Raw genomic sequence first — 15,757 nt, 5'->3', positions numbered from 1 at the left:
GCGCCTTCTTGATCTCCGCGGCCAGTTTCTTGACCTCGGCGGGTTGTCGGGAGGTGCCTTTCGACGTGCGGGCAGGACGTGGCGGTGGACTACTAAGGGTGCGCGGGATCGCCGGTTTGGCTAACCGGCGATCCCGCGCTATGTTGCCCCGCTCTGCCGCGACGGCGGTCAGCGCGAACGGCTGGTTGCGGGGCTTGGCCGCGACCGTCGGCATGGCCGGCGGGGTGGTGCCGAGAGTTGTCGCCCGGTCGCGGCCCGCGGTCTGGGGGCGGCGAGTTCCGGTTCCGTGGGCGAGGGTCTCGGAGAGGTCGGCCCGCAGCGAACTCGGAGTGTGCGGGGACGCGGTGAGGGCCCAGGTGGGTCGGTCGGATGCCGGGCCGGCCCAGACGGTCCAGGTGGCGAGGGTCTGGTTCGGATGGTGGGCGGCGAAGGCGTCGAACTGGACCCCGGCGTCTCCGGTGGGGGATGTCCAGCCGATCCATCGCCCGTCCACGGTGTGCTTCCACCCGGCGTCGGAGAGGGGCTTCGTGGCGGTGGTGACGATCTTCTCGTCCACCGGGGCGTCGATGGCTGTGTCCCAGCCGTTTCCGTCGGCGAGGTGATCCAGCAGGGCCTGCAGTACGGGGGCTGGAGTGGCACCGGTCGCGGTGAGGACCCACATGCGCTCTGAGACGGGTGTCTCGTACGCGGCTACGGTCCAGGCGGTCTCGTGGGCGGGGGCTTCGTGGACGCGCTCGATGCGCAGGGTCTGGGACTCGTGGATCGCGTGGGTCGTCTCGTCGGACCAGGTCCGCCACTTCTCCCAGTCACCGTGGGCGTCGAAGAACGCGTCCAGCAGGGCATCGTGGTCGCCGGCATCAGCTGCGTACGCGGGAACCGTTTCCGGCTCGGGGCGTGAAGGCCCAGGTTCAACGGCGGTGACAGCGAGGGATGTTCGGGCTTGGGCGGCGGCGCGCTCGGTGTCGGTCATGGGCGCCGGGCCGGGCCGCATGGCGGCGCCGTGAACCTTCTCGAAGGCGACCAGGGCCTGTGCGGGCGAGTCGAAGGTGTCGGCGACCTGCCGAAGATGGTTCTCGCCGTGGAGATGGACGCTCTTGCCGCTGCCGAGGTAGGTGCCGACCGCGACGGTGGTGTGGCCGTCCTCGGCGTGAGCGTGGATCAGGAGCTGGCCATGGCGGATGTCGTCATAGATCTTCTGGGCCGCGTCGGAGACCTCGTGGATCTCGCTGCGGGTGCACCAGGGCATCGGATAGTCGGCCCACATCCATTCTTCGTCCATGGCTTCCCGGAGCCGCGGGGTGATCTCGACGCTGACCCCGTCAGCGGCCAGTTCCTGGGCCGCCTTTTCGGCCCAGTAGGGCTCCTCGTGATCGATGCGAACCAGGACCAGCGTGTTCTCGGCCACGGCGGTCCAGTCGGCGGCCTCCAGGCCCACGTGGGGAATGTGGGCCTGGGAGCCGGTCAGGACGGCGGTCACGGCACTGGGATGGGTGGGGTGGACGTCGAGGCGGACGTGCGCGTCGACAGGGGTCGTCACGAAGGGTCTCTCTTCTGCCGGTCGCCGAGTCGCAAAGGGCCCGACGACCGGCGGGCTGGGGTTTAGCGCGAACTGCGTACGGCGGGTGGGGCGGTGGTCCGGGGCGGGCCGGCCCGGGGGACGCCCGTGGACTTGACGCGTCCGGGCCTGTCGGCCGGCGCCGGTGAGGGGGAGGTGGCGTGCTGCCATCGGGTGCGGACGGCTGACAGGTCGGCGAGCGCGCGGCGGCTGCCGACGACGAGCTGGTACGGCGTGGTGGCCGGGTCCTGGGTGAACGCCTCGATGCCCCGGCCGGTGTGGTGAGCGGAGGCGAGGACGGCGCGCTGCAGGACGCGCTCGCCCCAGTGTTCGGGGGAGCCGACCGGTCCGGCCAGCAGGTCCAGCAGCTCACGCGGGTCGGCGCGGGTGCCCAGGAGGCCGCGGTGCTGCGCTTCCCAGAGGACGGTTACGGGGTCGACGGGCGTGCCGCGGCGGATCAAGGTGGTCAGGCACTGCCACAGCCCGCCGTGCAGAGGCTGCGTGAAGTCGCCGGGGGTCAGCCACCGCATCTGCTCGATGCCGCTGGGGTACGCGGTCGCGGTCGCGAGGAGCAGCCGCTCCTCGTCGGCCGCTTCCTCGTCGTGGGGTGTGGTTGGCACGGGTACGGGGATGCGGGGCAGGGAGCCGGCGTGTGGTGGGAACCGGGCGGCGATGTCGTCCACCACGGTGGCGAGGGCGTCGGCCGCATCGAGGGTGGTGGCGACGCGCTGCGGGAGTGAGGTGTCGCGGGCGGTGTGCATGAGCCGCTGGGCGGCGGTGGCCAGACGGCGTCGGCAGTGCTCGGCCTCGATCATGCGGGCGTACGCGGGCGCGTGCCGGGGCCATGGGCAGACCTGGATCAGGGTGTGGAGGTAGGGGGCGTCCAGGCCGCGCGCCGTGCTCGCGGGCGGCGGTGAGTACGGCGTCGAGCCACTGCGTGCTTTTGGCGTGTTCGGCCGTGTCGGGGGCCGGCAGGGAGCGGATCGCGGCGAACAGGGCGGCGTGAGCTGCGGTGGAGAACGACTCCGGGCCGATGCCCGCCACATCGCTCAGGCGCTGCGGTTCGAGCAGGAGAGCGCCGAGGAGGGCCTGCTCGACATGGAACACCGCCTGCGGCGGCGGGATCGCGTCGAGGCCGTCCTCGTCGGGATCGGGTATGTGCGGCATCAGGCGGCTCTACCTTCTTGATCGGGTTGATCGAGCCACTCGTAGGGTCGGGTCGCCCAGAGGTGCTGGGTGTGGCTATCAGGCGGCTGCCGTCTCGTGGTTTCCCTGGCTTCGCCGCCCAGCGCCCCACGACGACTCGGCCGCCGATTAGGAAGTGCGAACAAGTCACTGTGTAGAGCAATGCCGGCGAGGTCGTCCGTGGCACGTACAGATCGAAACGCACGTCAGGAGCGCGATGAGCCGGATATGGGCGGGGATCGACAGTGGCAAGGGGCACCATCACGGCCTCGCCCTGGACGCGGACGGCAAGACGCTGCTGTCGCGACGGGTCGCCAACGACGAGCCCGAGCTGCTGAAGCTGATCGGGGATGTCCTGGATCTGGCCGACGGCCGTGAGGGCACCTGGGCGATTGATATGACCGGCGGCGAGCCCGCGCTGCTGCTGGCTCTGCTGGTCAGCCACGGCCAAGAGGTCCTCTACATGCCCGGCCGGCTGGTCAACCGGGCCTCCGACGGCTACCGCGGCGAGGGCAAGACCGACGCCCGCGATGCTTACGTGATCGCCGACCAGGCGAGGATGCGCCGGGAGTTGCGGCCCATCCGCCCCGGCGACGAAGCCGCCGTCGAGCTGAAGCTGCTGACCGGCCGCCGGGCCGACCTGGTCGAGGACCGCACCCGCGTGGTCAACCGCCTGCGCGGCACCCTGCTGTCCACGTTCCCAGCCTTGGAGAGGGCCCTGGACATGACCAACACCGGCCCGCTCAGGCTGCTGACGGGCTACCAGACTCCGGCCGCGATCCGCCGCGCCGGGGCCACTCGGCTGACGAAGTGGCTGGCCAACCGCAAGGTCCGCAACGCCAGAGCCTTGGCCGAAGCGGCCGTCGAGGCCGCCGAACGCCAGCACACCGCCGTCCCCGGAGAGAAGACCATCGCCAAGCTGGTCCACACCTGGCCGAGGAGGTGGTGGCCCTCAACGAGCACATCGCTGAGCTGGACAAGCTCATTGAGGGCCGGTTTCGCGAGCAAGAGCTCGCCGACATCGTCCTGAGCGTCCCGGGCATCGGCACGACTCTCGGAGCCGAGTTCCTCGCCGCCGTCGGGCGGCAGCCTGGACGAGTTCGACTCCCCGGACGCCTTGGCGGCCTTCGCCGGTGTCGCCCCGGCGCCTCGCGACTCGGGCAAGGTCAGCGGTAACCTCCACCGGCCGCGCGTCTATCACCGAAGGCTCCAGCGGGTCTTCTACACCTCCGCCCCTGGTCAGCGTCCGCTGCGACCCGAACTCGCGGAGGTTCTACGACCGCAAACGAGCCGAGGGGAAGAAGCACGTCCAGGCTGTGCTCGCATTGGCCCGCCGACGTGTCAACGTCCTTTGGGCGCTGATCCGTGACCGGCGGCCCTACCAGGTCATACCGCCAGTTGCTGCAATCGCTTGACTTGGACCTGCGACTTCGTCCGAAAGCGATCAACGGGTTGTTCTCTGTCCTGCAAGATGGCAGCGGCCGTGTGGCCATCGCCTTGATTGGAGAACGCTTGTGTCCGATATCCCTGCCGATCTGCGCTTCGCTCAGAGCCACGAGTGGGTACGCCTTGAGAGCGACGGCACCGTATCCGTCGGCATCAGCGACCACGCGCAGGAGGCGCTTGGCGACATCGTCTTCGTCGAGCTGGCCGAAGTCGGGAAGGTCTTCGCGGCCGGCGACGCAGCCGGGGTCGTGGAGTCCGTCAAGGCCGCCAGCGACATTTACGCCCCCGTCGGGGGAGAGGTTCTTACCGTGAACGAGGACCTTGCCGGCAGCCCCGAATTGGTAAACGCAGACCCATACGGAGCGTGGATCTTCAAGCTGAAGCCGTCGAACGTGCAAGAGCTCGACATGCTTCACGACGCCGCGGGCTATCAGGCAGCCATCGGCGAGTGAGGGCTGGAGCCGCCGCTCCAGCAGGAGCTCCAGGCCAGGCCCTGGAGCGAACAACGATCGCTCCAAGACACATTGACAACAGCATGAGTCCCGATCTTTCGTAACGGTCCGTCGGTTCTTTCGGCGGGCCGTTTCGGCTGTTCGGGCTGGTGGCAGCCAGGCTGATGGCCCGGCTGTCGCGTCGGGTGGGCGCCGGGTTCCACGGCTCCGGTCGGGGTAATGCTGCTCGCAGGGACGGGAACGTGCTGCTCAGCCGGGGTTCGGGAGAGCTTCGAGCCGTGCCAGGGCGTCGGTGATCACGCCGGTCCAGGGCCAGTGGCGGGCGAACCGCAGATAGCGGCGGCGGGCGGTCGTGACGATCTGGGCGGCGGCAGAGAGAAGGCGGAACCGGAGGCGGCGGGGCTCCCACCTGCGGATTTCGCCGGTCAGAGCGAGCATCGGCATCCAGGCCAGCAGGTCCAGGGCGAGCTGGACGATCTCCAGCCAGATCCGGTTCTGCGCGGTGTCGTGCAGGGGCAGGTTGCGCAGGCCGGTGGTCCGCGCGGCCCGGATGCGGTCCTCGGCCCGCGCCCGCTGGCGGTGTCGTAGCTCCAGTGCCGCGATCGGCATGACGGTGGTGTTGGTGGCGAAGCAGGTCAGCCGCAGTCCATCGGCGTCGGTGATCCGCAACTGGACACTGGGGTGGGGCCGTTCCTTGCGGACGATCAGCCGCATTCCCTTCGGCCAGCCCTTCAGGCAGTCGCCGGACAGTTCGGCGACCCAGGCGCCGTCGCGGATCTCGCCGCCGGGCGCGATCGCTGCCGTCCAGGCCGTGGCGGGAACTTTGAGGACGGCCTGGTGGATCTGATCGGTGATGGTCATGCCGACCGAGTACGACAGCCACCGGCCGCGCTGGGCGAGCCAGGCGACGAACTCGTGGGTTCCGCCTCCGGAGTCGGTGCGGATCAGGGTCCGGCGTCCGCGCCGGTACTTCTTCGGCAGCTGGGCCAGGGCGAGTTGGGTGGTGGTGATGTGGTCGGTGGCGGTGTTGCTGCCCGCGTTGCCCGGCCTGAGCAGGGCGGCCACCGGCTCCCCGCTCCCGCCGCTTCCGTGGTCGACGAAGGCCATCAGAGGATGGTGTCCGAAGGTCTTCTTCCAGGTCGCGGTGGCGTCCTGCTTCTCGGAGTGAGCCAGCACGAGCACCCCGTCCAGGTCCACGATCACCTGCCCCGCGGCATCCGGCGCCGCAGTGCCGGCCAGCTTCCACACGTGCTCGCGCACGCCGGCCCGAGCGGTCCTGATCGCGGACAGGGCCTTCGGCCCGGATGCGGCGAGGGCATCGACGAGCCGGGAGACCGTGGGGTCGGGAGCCACCGGCCCGAACACGCCGGGCTCGGCCCGCAGCATGCCGACATCCGCGAGGCAGTCCCCGCCCAGCGCGACCGCGAGGGCCACGTCCAGGAGGACCTTGCCTGGATCGTGCACCGCCCGCGGCCGTCGCCATGGCGCAAGCGCCGCTGACATCGCCTGGTCCAGCCCGGTCTTGCGGACCGTCTCGACCAACAGCACGGCCCCGGCCTGGGACACCACCCCACGGCCACCGCCCTCGACGCGGACGCGTTGGTAGGACCCGATACGCTTCTTCACCTGAGAAGTGCCTCCGGCGGTGGCAGGAACAAGGACCTCGACTATCCTCATTCTTGCTGGTCAGAGGCATTTCTCGCTTACCTGCCCACCCGTCGGACAGCCCGCTTCATGAAAACGCGAGGCTAGCGTGGTGCACGCGCCAGTTACATTCAGGGAATGCACAGAAGCGTGTGAAGTGGCAATTGCCAGCGCCCGGACAGGGGTCACCGGGCGCGGGACTGGGGGCGCAGGCTACCGGGCAGGGGCGCCTCTCGCGCCTCTGGCTGCGCGTCGCACCCCGTCGGCCTCAGCGGCATCAGGCCAAGGGTGGAAGACAGTTTGTCTTCGGGTTCGCGCCGTCTCAGTCGGCGGCCGGGAACAGGGGTGGCGTGGGCAGCCCTTCCGGCGTGTGTCACGATCTCCCCCAACCTGTGGGGGGTGTTGCTGAATGGCGCAGGACATTGCGCTGCGGCCGGTGGTGGATCCGGCCCTCGAGGACTCGGAGCGCGCGCTGCTGGAGAAGTCCGCCGACGGACTCTTCCCAGCCACGCTGCCGCTGCCCGAGGAGCCGGGGCTGGGCGGCCGTACCAAGGCGGACATCTGGACGGCCCTGGGGGTCTCCGCGGTGTGCGCGCTACTGCCGGTGACGATCCTGTGGGCGCTGATCGGCGTGTGGGCCGGCCTGGCCGTCGGGCTCGCGGCGCAGGCGGGGCTGATCTGGGTCGGGGTCCAGTTCGGGTTCGAGGCGTTCATCCTGACCGTCGTGGGCGTGCACCTGCTGGCCTGGCTGCTGATCGTCGTCCTTGGCTGCGGGACCGACGAGCGGCAGCGGGTGGCCCGGCTGCGCCACGGCCGCTACTACCTGGCCGAGGACTTCGGCGACGACTCCCTGCGCGAGCTGCTGGGCCACTCGCCGCTGCGCCGGATGGAGCGCGCCCAGGCCGCCGTGACGGCGGTACTCCAGTCGCAGGTCGACCGGGACGGGCTGCTGGACGACATCGCCAACGACGTGACGCTGCCAGCCCAACAGTACGAGATCGCCCAGCGCCTGGCCGAGCTGACCCGGCTGGCGCGGAAGGTGCGCACCGCTGCCGGGGACGCCTCCGGCTCGCGGGTGGAGGAGGTGCTGCGCACTCAGCGGCAGGCGCTGCGGCTGTCGTCGAGCGCGCTGGAGGAGCGGGTGGAGGCGCTGGAGCGGTACGCAGAGAACACTCGCGCGGCGGACGCGGCGTACCGCGAGTGGGAGGCCGTACGAGAGCTGGAGCAACTCGGCGAGGACATGCACGAGCTGGTGGTGAACACGGTGCGCGACGAGCTGGCCGTCGCCGAGATCGAGGGGCTCGCCGACCGGTCCCGGCTCCAGGACCTGCACCGGATGCTGGACGAGGCGCGGGAGGCGGGGCTGCTGGCCACGCGGTTCACCGACGAGCCGGCCGACCGCCGGTCCGGCGACAGCGGCCGGGCGTGAGGGGGAGGACGACATGACGCAGACATCCCAGCCGAGACGCGAGTTCCACTCCGGCCGCGGCAAGAAGACCTTCGACCGGATCCCGGGCGGGTTCTACCTGGTCGGCGCCCTGGTGATCCTCTTCGAGGTGATCACGCTCGGCGCGGTGGGCCTGGCCCTGGCCGTCGGCGACCCGAGCGACGACGGGGCATCCCCGGACAAGGAATCCCGGCGGGTCGAGGTCACCTACATCGCGACGGGCGACCACCCCTCGGTGAACCTCACCGTTGGGGAGGCGAACGGCGACCACGAGCCCCACGGGGTCGTCATCCTGCCGTACCGCAAGACCGTCGAGCTGGCGGCGGGCGCCGACTTCTATCTGGACGTCAGAAGCCGCGAGGACCAGGAAGGGGGCACTCTCACGTGCACCGTGCTGGTCGGCGGCAAGGTGGTCCAGCAGGCGCACAGCACACCGGACTCCTCGTCCGCCACCTGCGCGGGCAGCACCGCGGACGCCCCGCAGCGGGGCATCCCCGTGCCCACTCTCACCCCCGGCGCCTCCCCGCTGCCCGAGGAGCGGCGGCTCACCGGGACCGTCAAGGTGCCGGACTACCCGGGCGAGGGCTCGCCGGTCATCGGCACCGTCACGGACTCCTCCCTGGAGTACGCGGAGCTGGGCGGCACGTGGGACCGGAGCAAGACGCTGGATCCGGTCTTCGATGGCTTCACCCGCAAGCAGGAGGGGCGCCAGCGCGCACTCGTGAAGTCCACGCAGGTGGACGAGGACATCATGGCCGCGGCCGGCGGCACCGGGGAGCTGCGGAGCGTGGCGGGCGCGGTGATGGACGAGCGGCGGCGCTACGAGTACCCCCGCGACCAGGCGATCCTGGTCGACGTCGCCTCGCAGCCGCTGAAGGTCGACGGACATGACGCCTGGCTACTGGTCAGCGAGATCCACTTCCACAAACGCGGGGTGCCGTCCACGATGGACCTGAACGCGGTCCTCGTGGTCGACACCGGGCGGGTCCGCCCCTCGGTGCTGTGGGTCGTACTGCCGGAGACGAACAAGAAGCTTTGGCCGGACCTAAACACTCTGGTCGCATCCGTTCAGGTCCGCTGACCTGCACCGATACGGGACGGGCCCGGGCGCGCGACGCGTCCCGGGCCCGTCCGGTAGAGCGCGACGCTGGCCGGGCACGGCATCGAGTCGGCGGCGACCAGGTCGACGAGCGTGCCCGACGCACGGGTGCGGTGCCAGACGATCGTGCAGTGGCGCGAGCGGAGCCACTGCTCCACGTGCTCGTACGTGGTGGCGGTGGCTGGCCATCCGTAGAGGCGTGCGACGTTCAGGCGCAGCACCTCGCGGTCGCGCTGGGCGGGGACTGCCTCGCGGATGTCGGCATGCTGCGGGCCGAGCCCGGCGTGTTCGGGCCGGTGGCTCCCGACCCCACGGTCTCCCGGCTCGTCGATGCCCTCGCCGCATCCGGGCCGAAGGCCCTGTCCGCGATCAGGACCGCTCGGGCCGGCGTGCGCGAGCACGTGTGGAAGCTGGCTGGCACTGCGGCGCCGGATGCCGCGGGGCAGGTGATCGTGGACCTGGACGGGGTGCTCGTGCTGGCTCACTCCGAGAAGCAGGACGCCACCGCGACCTGGAAGAAGACCTTCGGACACCATCCTCTGATGGCCTTCGTCGACCACGGAAGCGGCGGGAGCGGGGAGCCGGTGGCCGCCCTGCCCGTGGTCGACGAACCCCATCAAGGGGTGGTGCCCGTAGGTCCGCTTCCACGTGGGTACGGCGTCCTCCTTGTCGGAGTGCGAGATCACCAGCACCCCGTCGAGGTCGACGGTCACCGTCCCGCCCGCATCAGGTGCACTGCCCTCGGCCAGCTGCCAGACCCGCTCGCGGGATTGGGCCCGTGCGGAACGAGTCGCCTGCAGGGCCTTCTGGCCGGAGGCGGCGAGGGTGTTGATCAGGCGGGAGACCGTCGGATCGGAGGCCACCGGCCCGAACACGGCCGGCTCGGCCCGCAGCATGCCGACATCCGCGAGGCAGTCCCCGCCCAATGCGACCGCCAGGGCCACGTCCAGCAGGATCTTGCCCGGATCGTGCACCGCCCGAGCCTTCCGCCACGGCGTGAGCGCTGCTGATATCGCGGTGCCCGGCGGGACGTCCACCCACCGGTGGCCGTCGTACGGTCACCTCCGTCTACGAGCTGTTCGCGAGTGCCGAGGTCACCAGGGGCTGAGCCCGGCCGTCAGGCCGTCTCACGGCGCTCCGGTCCCTCCTCCGCGTCGTCCGCCGTGGTGGGCCGGGGAAGGGGGATGCGGGTCTGGCCCTCGATCGGCGCCGGGGTGCGCTCGCCGAGCCGGTCCTCCAGCAGTCGAAGCCTGGTACGCGTCTCCTCGGTCGTCATGTTCCCCCTCCCCCTCACCGCTGCCGCGGACCGGCATCCGACGGACGGTCCTGCCCCTGCGCCGCGGCCGCCGATGCCACGGTCCGGGGATCCTCGCCGGTGAGTTCGACGATGCGGTGCGGCGGAACCCCGGCGGCCGTGGCCCGCGCCAGCAGGGCGTCCCGCTCGCCCGCGCAGTCGCGGTAGGCCAGCAGCTCCTTCTCCACGCGGGCGAGGGCGCCCGGCGCCAGCGCGTGGCGCAGCCGGTTCAGCTCCTCGTCGCTCAACGGAACGGGCAGCTTCTCCGCCCCGTCGGGGATGGCGCCCGTCTCCTCCGGCGGCAGCAGCCGGACCCCCGCGGAGGCGGCGGTCACCTCATGCGCGTCGAGCCAGGCCCGTACGGCGGGCGTCTCCAAGCACGCCAGCTCCCCGACAGCGGCGACGGATGCGCCCAGCGGGGTCGCCGGGTCGTCCACGAGGAACAGGTAGGCGTCGTCGGTCATGCTCGTCTCCTTCGCAGACGCGATGGTCGTGTGCTGTCCTCACCTACCCCCTCCGGCGGGAGCCACCGCCCGGCTCACGTCACCTTCGCCCACGTGGCGCCGGTGCCGCGCACGCCGCCGCCCCGCCCGGCATCCGGTGCCGGTTGTCCGCCACCAGCCGGTAGACGGCGTGGGCGACCCACCGCGCCGGGGGCAGCATGAGCAGCGCGCCCAGCAGCGCCCAGCCCCGGCCCGTGTACAGCAGGATCTTCGCCACCGCCCGGGCACCGCCGTACACCAGGCCCGTGGGGGTCACCCAGAGCACTTCGTGTGCGGCGCGCTCCGGCGTCACGCCCAGCGCGGCGAGATCCGCGAACTGCCAGGGGACGGTCTCGCAGCCGGGGCGGAGGCGGCGTTCGACGAACGACACGCAGGACGTGCAGAAGCCGCAGTCGCCGTCGAAGACGAGCACCGGTCGGGTTCGCATGACTCCATCATGCCGAAACGGAGCCGAACCCTCCGTCCGCGAGGCCGGGTGCGGATGCGGGGGGATGTCCGGCGGTTGAGGGGGCACACGGGCACATGGTGCTCGCAACCACGCTGCCGGGCACGCCATCGGCAGCACACGCGTGGGCGGGCGGACGACGGCAGGTGACAACAGGACGCAGGGAGCGCAGTGATGAAAGTCCGCTCGTGGCCGATCCGGCCGGACCTCCGGCTCACCGCCCACGTGGTGGCCGGTCGTTACCGGCTCGACGACCTGCTGGGCCGCGGCGGCGCGGCCGACGTGTACGAGGGCGTGGACCTGCGCCTGCGGCGGCCGGTCGCGGTGAAGGTCTTCCGCCCGGACGGTGCCGCCGACACGGAGGAGCGGTTCGACAGTGAGGGCCGGCTGCTGGCCCAGTTGCAGCACCCCGGCCTGATCACCGTGTACGACTGCGGCCGGGACGACGGAACGCCCTACCTGGTGATGGAGTTGGTCAGGGGCACGACGCTGCGCCGGCGGATCACCGCGGCTCCGCTGGCGCCCGCCGAGGCGTGCCGGATCGGAGCCGCCCTGGCCTCCGCCCTGGCCCATGTGCACCGGGCGGGCGTCGTCCACCGCGACGTCAAACCCGCGAACATCCTGCTGGACGAAGCGGGCCTCCCCCACCTGACGGACTTCGGCATCTCCCGGCTGCTCGGCACCACGGCCCAGACCGTCCCGGGCGCCCTGGTGGGGACCGCCGCCTACATGGCCCCGGAGCAGGTGCTGGGCCGGGGCGCCGGGCCGGCGGCGGACATCTACAGTCTGGGACTGGTGCTCATCGAGTCCATCAAAGGGGAACTGGAGTACGACGGGGCGCCGCTGGAGGCCGCGATCGCCCGCCTGCACCGGCCCCCGGTCATTCCGCCGGACATACCGGCGGAGCTCGTCGAACTGCTGGCGGCCATGACCGACGCGGAGGAGAGCCGCCGACCGGACGCCCGGGCCTGTGGGCGCGCCCTGGCCGCCCTGGCATCGGAAGGCCCTGCGGGAGCGGCCGACGTGCCCACGGGATCCCCCGTGCTCGCGGCTCCGCCCGTGAGCGGCGAGGACGACGCCGGCGAGCGGAACCCGGACACGCTGAGGTCGCACGGGGCGGGCGCCGCGCTGCGGACCGTCGGCGCCGAGGCCGCCGTCTCCGCGCACGGCGGTCCGGTGCCCGCGCGATCCGCCTCCGGCCGGCCCGCCGCTCGCCGGGCCGGCCGGATCCTGCTGACCGCCGGCGCGGCCATGACCGTCTTCGGCGTCGGACTGGCCGGTTCGGTGGGCGGGCCGTCCGCCGAGGCGGAGAACGCCGCGTCCGGTCCGCCCCGCCCCGCCACGACCGAGCCGGCCGCGACCGAGCCGGCCTCGCCGGGCGCGAACCGGTCGAGCGCGTCCGCCTCCTCCCCGTCCGCGACCTCCCCCTCCGTCTCCTCCCCGTCCGCGTCGGCCTCCCCGACCCCCTCGCCCACCCCGTCGGCCGGAACCGCCGCCGTCTCCGCGTCCGCGCCGCGGTCCCCCTCGTACACCGTGAGCCGGCGGGTCACCGGCGCCGAGGAGACGGCGGTCGACAGCGGTACGCCGTCGGCTTCCGGCAGCTGGGAGCGCCAGCGCGACCGTGCGACCGGTCCCGGAGCAGCCGGCCCGGCTCCCGAGAAGGACGAGGCACGGGAGGGAAAGCCGAAGCCGGCGAAGGGCAGGCACGCGCGGTGACACCCAAGGGCTCCCTGGCGTTTACGCCGCCCTGACGGGGCACCAGACAGGCAACTCGCCGCCCCCGCTCGGGGTGCGGCGGCGGCCGGGTGGCGGCAGGCCCTGAACGGAGCGGTGGTGTCATGACGATCGGTGTACCCGCGAGCGGCTCGGCGCCCGGTCGGAGCGAGCACGGGGCGTACGCCAGGGCCTTGGTCCGTACACCGGTCGCCGTCTGGGAGGACGACCTGACCGACTGGGCGGCGGCGCTGACGTACTACGCGGTGCTGGCCGTCTTCCCGGCCCTGCTGGTGATGATCTTCTCCATCGCGCTGCTCGGCACGGACTCCCCGGAGGAGGTCGTCGCGCAACTGGCCGCCTTCGTGCCGAAGGCGGCCCGTCCGGTCCTCGCCCAGGCCCTGAGCAGCCCGCAGGAGGACTCGTCGGTCCGCTGGCTGCTGCTCGTGGTCACCGCCGGGGCCGCGCTGTGGTCCGCCTCCAGCTACCTGGCCGTCTTCCGGCGGGCGCTGCACGCGATGTACGGCGTTCCCGACTGCCGCCCGGCGTGGCGGACGTTCCCCGCCATCCTGCTCAGGGCGTTGACCGTGCTCGCCCTGCTGGTCAGCGGGGTGCTGACGCTCACGGCCGCCGAGCGGGTCGCCCGGGCCATCGGCCGGGGCACGGGCACGGACCATCAGGCCGCCCTCGTCTGGGCGGGCTTGAAATGGCCGCTGCTGTTCACGGTGGCCGTCGCCCTGGTCCTGCTCCTCTTCCGGTCCGGGCCGCCGGAGACCCGCGGTGTGCGGCAGACGCTGCCCGGCGGAACACTGGCGGTGCTGCTCTGGCTGCTGGCGTCGGCGGGCTTCGCCTTCTACGCGTCGCACATCGCGACGTACAACCGTCTCTACGGCTCCCTGGCGGGTGTGGTGGCGTTCCTGGTATGGCTGTGGCTCTCCCATGTCGTGCTGCTGGCGGGCGCGCAGTTCAACGCCGAACTGGCGCGGGACGGGCGACCGGAGCGGCCCGACCCCTGCTCCTCGCCCACCTGAGGCAGTCGCGCCGCCGGCCTCATCGGCACCACCGTCGACGCGTCACGGCGTGGGGGAGCAGGTGAAGCCGTCGGCGGAGTCGGGGCTGCCGGTGCCGGTGTACCGCGGCCAGGACGGGTGGGCGCACAGCGGCCGGGTGCGGCCGTTCGCCGCGGGGTTGGCGTCGCTGACGACCGGCCGCAGAGGGGCGGTGTCCTTCTCCACCCACGTCTCCAGGGCGGTCAGTGAGTCCCAGCTCGCCGCGAAGGACGCGTCGACGTTGACGTGGTTGGCGCCGGGGACGAGGTAGAGCCGGGCGAAGGCGTCGGTGGCGCGCTCGCCCATGTGCTTCCGTACGCGCTGGAAGTAGTCGACCGTGGAGCGGTGGCTGACGAGTTCGTCGGCCGTGCCGTGCACCATCAGCAGCTTGCCGCCGGCCTCGGCGAACCGGCGCAGGTCGGGGTTGTTGACGTCCTGCAGCGCCGACAGCTCGCTGATGCGCCGCTGCCAGGCGCCGGGGCGGCGCGGGTCCAGGCTCAGGGAGTCGTACGCGGGATCGCGGGTGACGAAGTAGCGCACCCACTGGTCCCAGAACTGCACGCTGTAGCCGCTGGTCTTGGGCATCGGGTGGCCCGGGGGCTCGGTGCCCATGCCCAGCAGGGGCGTGGACATGTCGGCACCCGAGAGGAAGGGGAAACCGGGATAGCCCTTCTCCCCACTGGCGAGGCGGTACGGCCAGCGCAGCGGCGCGGACAGGTCCCGTACGGCGCGGATCTGGGCGTCGGACAGGCAGGTGTCCGATGTGTCCCGGCCGTGCGGGCAGCGCAGTGTGCGCGGGTTGAAGTGGCAGCCGCGTTCGTGGGAGACGACGCCGTCGCGCAGGCCGTCGTCGCCGTCGCAGGCCGCGAGGACACCGCGGTGGAGCAGGTGCTGCTCGGCCGGGTTGAGGAAGGCCCCGGGGCGGGAGAAGACCTGCGCCGTGTAGCCGAAGAAGAGGTCGAGGCTCGCGGCGTTCCAGGCGGGGTAGGCGGCGATGACGCCGTCGAAGTCCGTGGGCCAGCGCTGGGCCACGGCGAGCGCCTCCCGGCCGCCGCTCGATCCCCCGGCGAAGAAGCTGTGCGCCGGAGTGCCGCGGCGGTAGTGCGCGCGCAGGATGAAGCGTGCCGTGTCGCTGGTCTTCTTCAGGGCGTCGCCCGCGAAGTTGCGTACCGCTTCGTCGTTGAGGCCGAAGGACCCGTCGAGCGAGGGCGTCGGCTTGAAGCCGGGTGCGGCCTGATGCCCCGAGTCGCCGGCGAAGACGGCGTAGCCGCGGCTCAGCGGCCGGGGCTGGTCGGTGGGCCCGAACGGCACGTTGGCCGTGACATCGGGGATGGTCCCGTCGTAGCCCCCGCCGCCGAACATCATCGCTTTCCCGTTCCAGTGCTCCGGCAGGGCCACCCGCAGGGTGATGTCGGGCGCCTGCGGGTCCACGGGGTGGATGGCGGCGTCCACCCGGCAGTAGGCACCAGTCGCGGCCGTGCCGCTGCCGGCCGCCGGGACCGGTCGCGCGGCGGTCACCTCGCCGCCCGTGGTGGGCAGGCCGATCGCGGAGGCGGGAATCCGCAGGCCGAGCAGGTCACCGCACGCGGCGGGGGCGCCCGGGGCGGACGCGGCAGGCGGGCTGACGCCGCTGACCAGGGTGAGCGCGAGGCCCGAAGCGGCGATGATCTTCTTCATGGTCGGTCTCCATGCGTGCGCCGAGGGGGGAGCGGGCGCACAGGCTATGGAGCCCGTCCCCCTGGGCACTATGGCCTCGGCACACACTCCTGCCGCTCGCGTGGTGTGGAACAGGCCCTAGGGAGTGTCCGCAAAGTAGCGTCGTCCGCCCGAAGGGCGGGCCTGGCGGCGTCTGGTGCGTGCGATCGCAAGGCGGAGGATGGAGCCACTGCGGAGCATTGGCGACTGACGACAACGCGGCGAGCGTG

At 72.0% G+C, this 15,757-nt stretch carries 10 protein-coding genes and 5 pseudogenes; 7 read left to right on the top strand and 8 right to left on the bottom strand.

What is annotated here, in order from left to right; genetic code table 11:
• Window positions 1-340 precede the first annotated feature (340 nt).
• Together AB0A69_RS04400 and AB0A69_RS04395 are read right to left on the bottom strand one after the other, a co-directional pair.
• Window positions 341-970, bottom strand: a pseudogene (locus AB0A69_RS04400) (DUF317 domain-containing protein); the annotation flags it as partial.
• Window positions 971-1,599: 629 nt separating this feature from the next.
• Window positions 1,600-2,722, bottom strand: a pseudogene (locus AB0A69_RS04395) (DnaB-like helicase N-terminal domain-containing protein).
• A gap of 235 nt (window positions 2,723-2,957) precedes the next feature.
• Here AB0A69_RS04395 and AB0A69_RS04390 point away from each other — a divergent pair.
• Window positions 2,958-4,155, top strand: a pseudogene (locus AB0A69_RS04390) (IS110 family transposase).
• A 99-nt stretch (window positions 4,156-4,254) separates the two neighbouring features.
• Window positions 4,255-4,638: a glycine cleavage system protein GcvH gene (gene gcvH / locus AB0A69_RS04385; protein WP_361415252.1), complete on the top strand. Its 384-nt coding sequence runs from the start codon at window positions 4,255-4,257 to the stop codon at window positions 4,636-4,638.
• Between the two features lie 249 nt (window positions 4,639-4,887).
• On the opposite strand, the gene AB0A69_RS04380 is transcribed toward gcvH, so the two are convergent.
• Window positions 4,888-6,264, bottom strand: coding sequence for an IS1380 family transposase (locus AB0A69_RS04380; RefSeq protein ID WP_361415250.1), 1,377 nt, complete (start codon window positions 6,262-6,264; stop codon window positions 4,888-4,890).
• A gap of 427 nt (window positions 6,265-6,691) precedes the next feature.
• Here AB0A69_RS04380 and AB0A69_RS04375 point away from each other — a divergent pair, with 427 nt between their 5' ends.
• The 3 genes and pseudogenes from AB0A69_RS04375 to AB0A69_RS04365 all read left to right on the top strand — a co-directional run.
• Window positions 6,692-7,711 carry a hypothetical protein gene (locus tag AB0A69_RS04375; protein ID WP_361415248.1) on the top strand — a complete coding sequence of 340 codons (1,020 nt, stop codon included), beginning with the start codon at window positions 6,692-6,694 and terminating at the stop codon, window positions 7,709-7,711.
• Between the two features lie 13 nt (window positions 7,712-7,724).
• Window positions 7,725-8,810 carry a hypothetical protein gene (locus tag AB0A69_RS04370; protein ID WP_361415246.1) on the top strand — a complete coding sequence of 362 codons (1,086 nt, stop codon included), beginning with the start codon at window positions 7,725-7,727 and terminating at the stop codon, window positions 8,808-8,810.
• Between the two features lie 242 nt (window positions 8,811-9,052).
• A pseudogene (locus AB0A69_RS04365) lies at window positions 9,053-9,424 on the top strand (transposase); the annotation flags it as partial.
• Here the strand turns inward: AB0A69_RS04365 and AB0A69_RS04360 are convergent.
• The 4 genes and pseudogenes from AB0A69_RS04360 to AB0A69_RS04345 form a co-directional block, all read right to left on the bottom strand.
• Window positions 9,416-9,841: pseudogene (locus AB0A69_RS04360) on the bottom strand (transposase); the annotation flags it as partial. The pseudogenes AB0A69_RS04365 and AB0A69_RS04360 overlap by 9 nt on opposite strands.
• Before the next feature lie 104 nt (window positions 9,842-9,945).
• Window positions 9,946-10,104 carry a hypothetical protein gene (locus AB0A69_RS04355; RefSeq protein ID WP_361415244.1) on the bottom strand — a complete coding sequence of 53 codons (159 nt, stop codon included), beginning with the start codon at window positions 10,102-10,104 and terminating at the stop codon, window positions 9,946-9,948.
• Between the two features lie 14 nt (window positions 10,105-10,118).
• Window positions 10,119-10,586: a DUF6003 family protein gene (locus AB0A69_RS04350; RefSeq protein ID WP_361415242.1), complete on the bottom strand. Its 468-nt coding sequence runs from the start codon at window positions 10,584-10,586 to the stop codon at window positions 10,119-10,121.
• A 79-nt stretch (window positions 10,587-10,665) separates the two neighbouring features.
• Window positions 10,666-11,052, bottom strand: a complete 387-nt coding sequence (locus tag AB0A69_RS04345) for a DUF393 domain-containing protein (protein ID WP_361415240.1) — start codon at window positions 11,050-11,052, stop codon at window positions 10,666-10,668.
• Window positions 11,053-11,244: 192 nt separating this feature from the next.
• Here AB0A69_RS04345 and AB0A69_RS04340 point away from each other — a divergent pair, with 192 nt between their 5' ends.
• The gene (locus AB0A69_RS04340; RefSeq protein WP_361415238.1) at window positions 11,245-12,786 is read left to right on the top strand and encodes a protein kinase; all 1,542 of its coding nucleotides are present in this window, start codon (window positions 11,245-11,247) and stop codon (window positions 12,784-12,786) included.
• Window positions 12,787-12,908: 122 nt separating this feature from the next.
• Complete coding sequence (locus AB0A69_RS04335) at window positions 12,909-13,814, top strand: YihY/virulence factor BrkB family protein (RefSeq protein ID WP_361415236.1); 906 nt, start codon at window positions 12,909-12,911, stop codon at window positions 13,812-13,814.
• Window positions 13,815-13,856: 42 nt separating this feature from the next.
• On the opposite strand, the gene AB0A69_RS04330 is transcribed toward AB0A69_RS04335, so the two are convergent.
• Window positions 13,857-15,509 (bottom strand): tannase/feruloyl esterase family alpha/beta hydrolase, encoded by a 1,653-nt coding sequence (locus tag AB0A69_RS04330; RefSeq protein WP_361415234.1) that lies wholly within the window; start codon window positions 15,507-15,509, stop codon window positions 13,857-13,859.
• Window positions 15,510-15,757 lie beyond the last annotated feature (248 nt).

The sequence above is a fragment of the Streptomyces sp. NPDC045431 genome (assembly GCF_040646655.1).
GTDB lineage: Bacteria > Actinomycetota > Actinomycetes > Streptomycetales > Streptomycetaceae > Streptomyces.
The sequence above is the reverse complement of the archived record's forward strand: the minus strand, read 5'-3'. Positions and strand labels throughout refer to the sequence as shown.

What these genes read in the sequence shown, in the direction of transcription:
- AB0A69_RS04375 (WP_361415248.1), top strand. Translation starts at nt 6,692, where the DNA reads ATGGCGCAGGACATTGCGCTGCGGCCGGTGGTGGATCCGGCCCTCGAG.
- AB0A69_RS04370 (WP_361415246.1), top strand. Translation starts at nt 7,725, where the DNA reads ATGACGCAGACATCCCAGCCGAGACGCGAGTTCCACTCCGGCCGCGGC.
- AB0A69_RS04355 (WP_361415244.1), bottom strand. Translation starts at nt 10,104, where the DNA reads ATGACGACCGAGGAGACGCGTACCAGGCTTCGACTGCTGGAGGACCGG.
- AB0A69_RS04350 (WP_361415242.1), bottom strand. Translation starts at nt 10,586, where the DNA reads ATGACCGACGACGCCTACCTGTTCCTCGTGGACGACCCGGCGACCCCG.
- AB0A69_RS04345 (WP_361415240.1), bottom strand. Translation starts at nt 11,052, where the DNA reads ATGCGAACCCGACCGGTGCTCGTCTTCGACGGCGACTGCGGCTTCTGC.
- AB0A69_RS04340 (WP_361415238.1), top strand. Translation starts at nt 11,245, where the DNA reads ATGAAAGTCCGCTCGTGGCCGATCCGGCCGGACCTCCGGCTCACCGCC.
- AB0A69_RS04335 (WP_361415236.1), top strand. Translation starts at nt 12,909, where the DNA reads ATGACGATCGGTGTACCCGCGAGCGGCTCGGCGCCCGGTCGGAGCGAG.
- AB0A69_RS04330 (WP_361415234.1), bottom strand. Translation starts at nt 15,509, where the DNA reads ATGAAGAAGATCATCGCCGCTTCGGGCCTCGCGCTCACCCTGGTCAGC.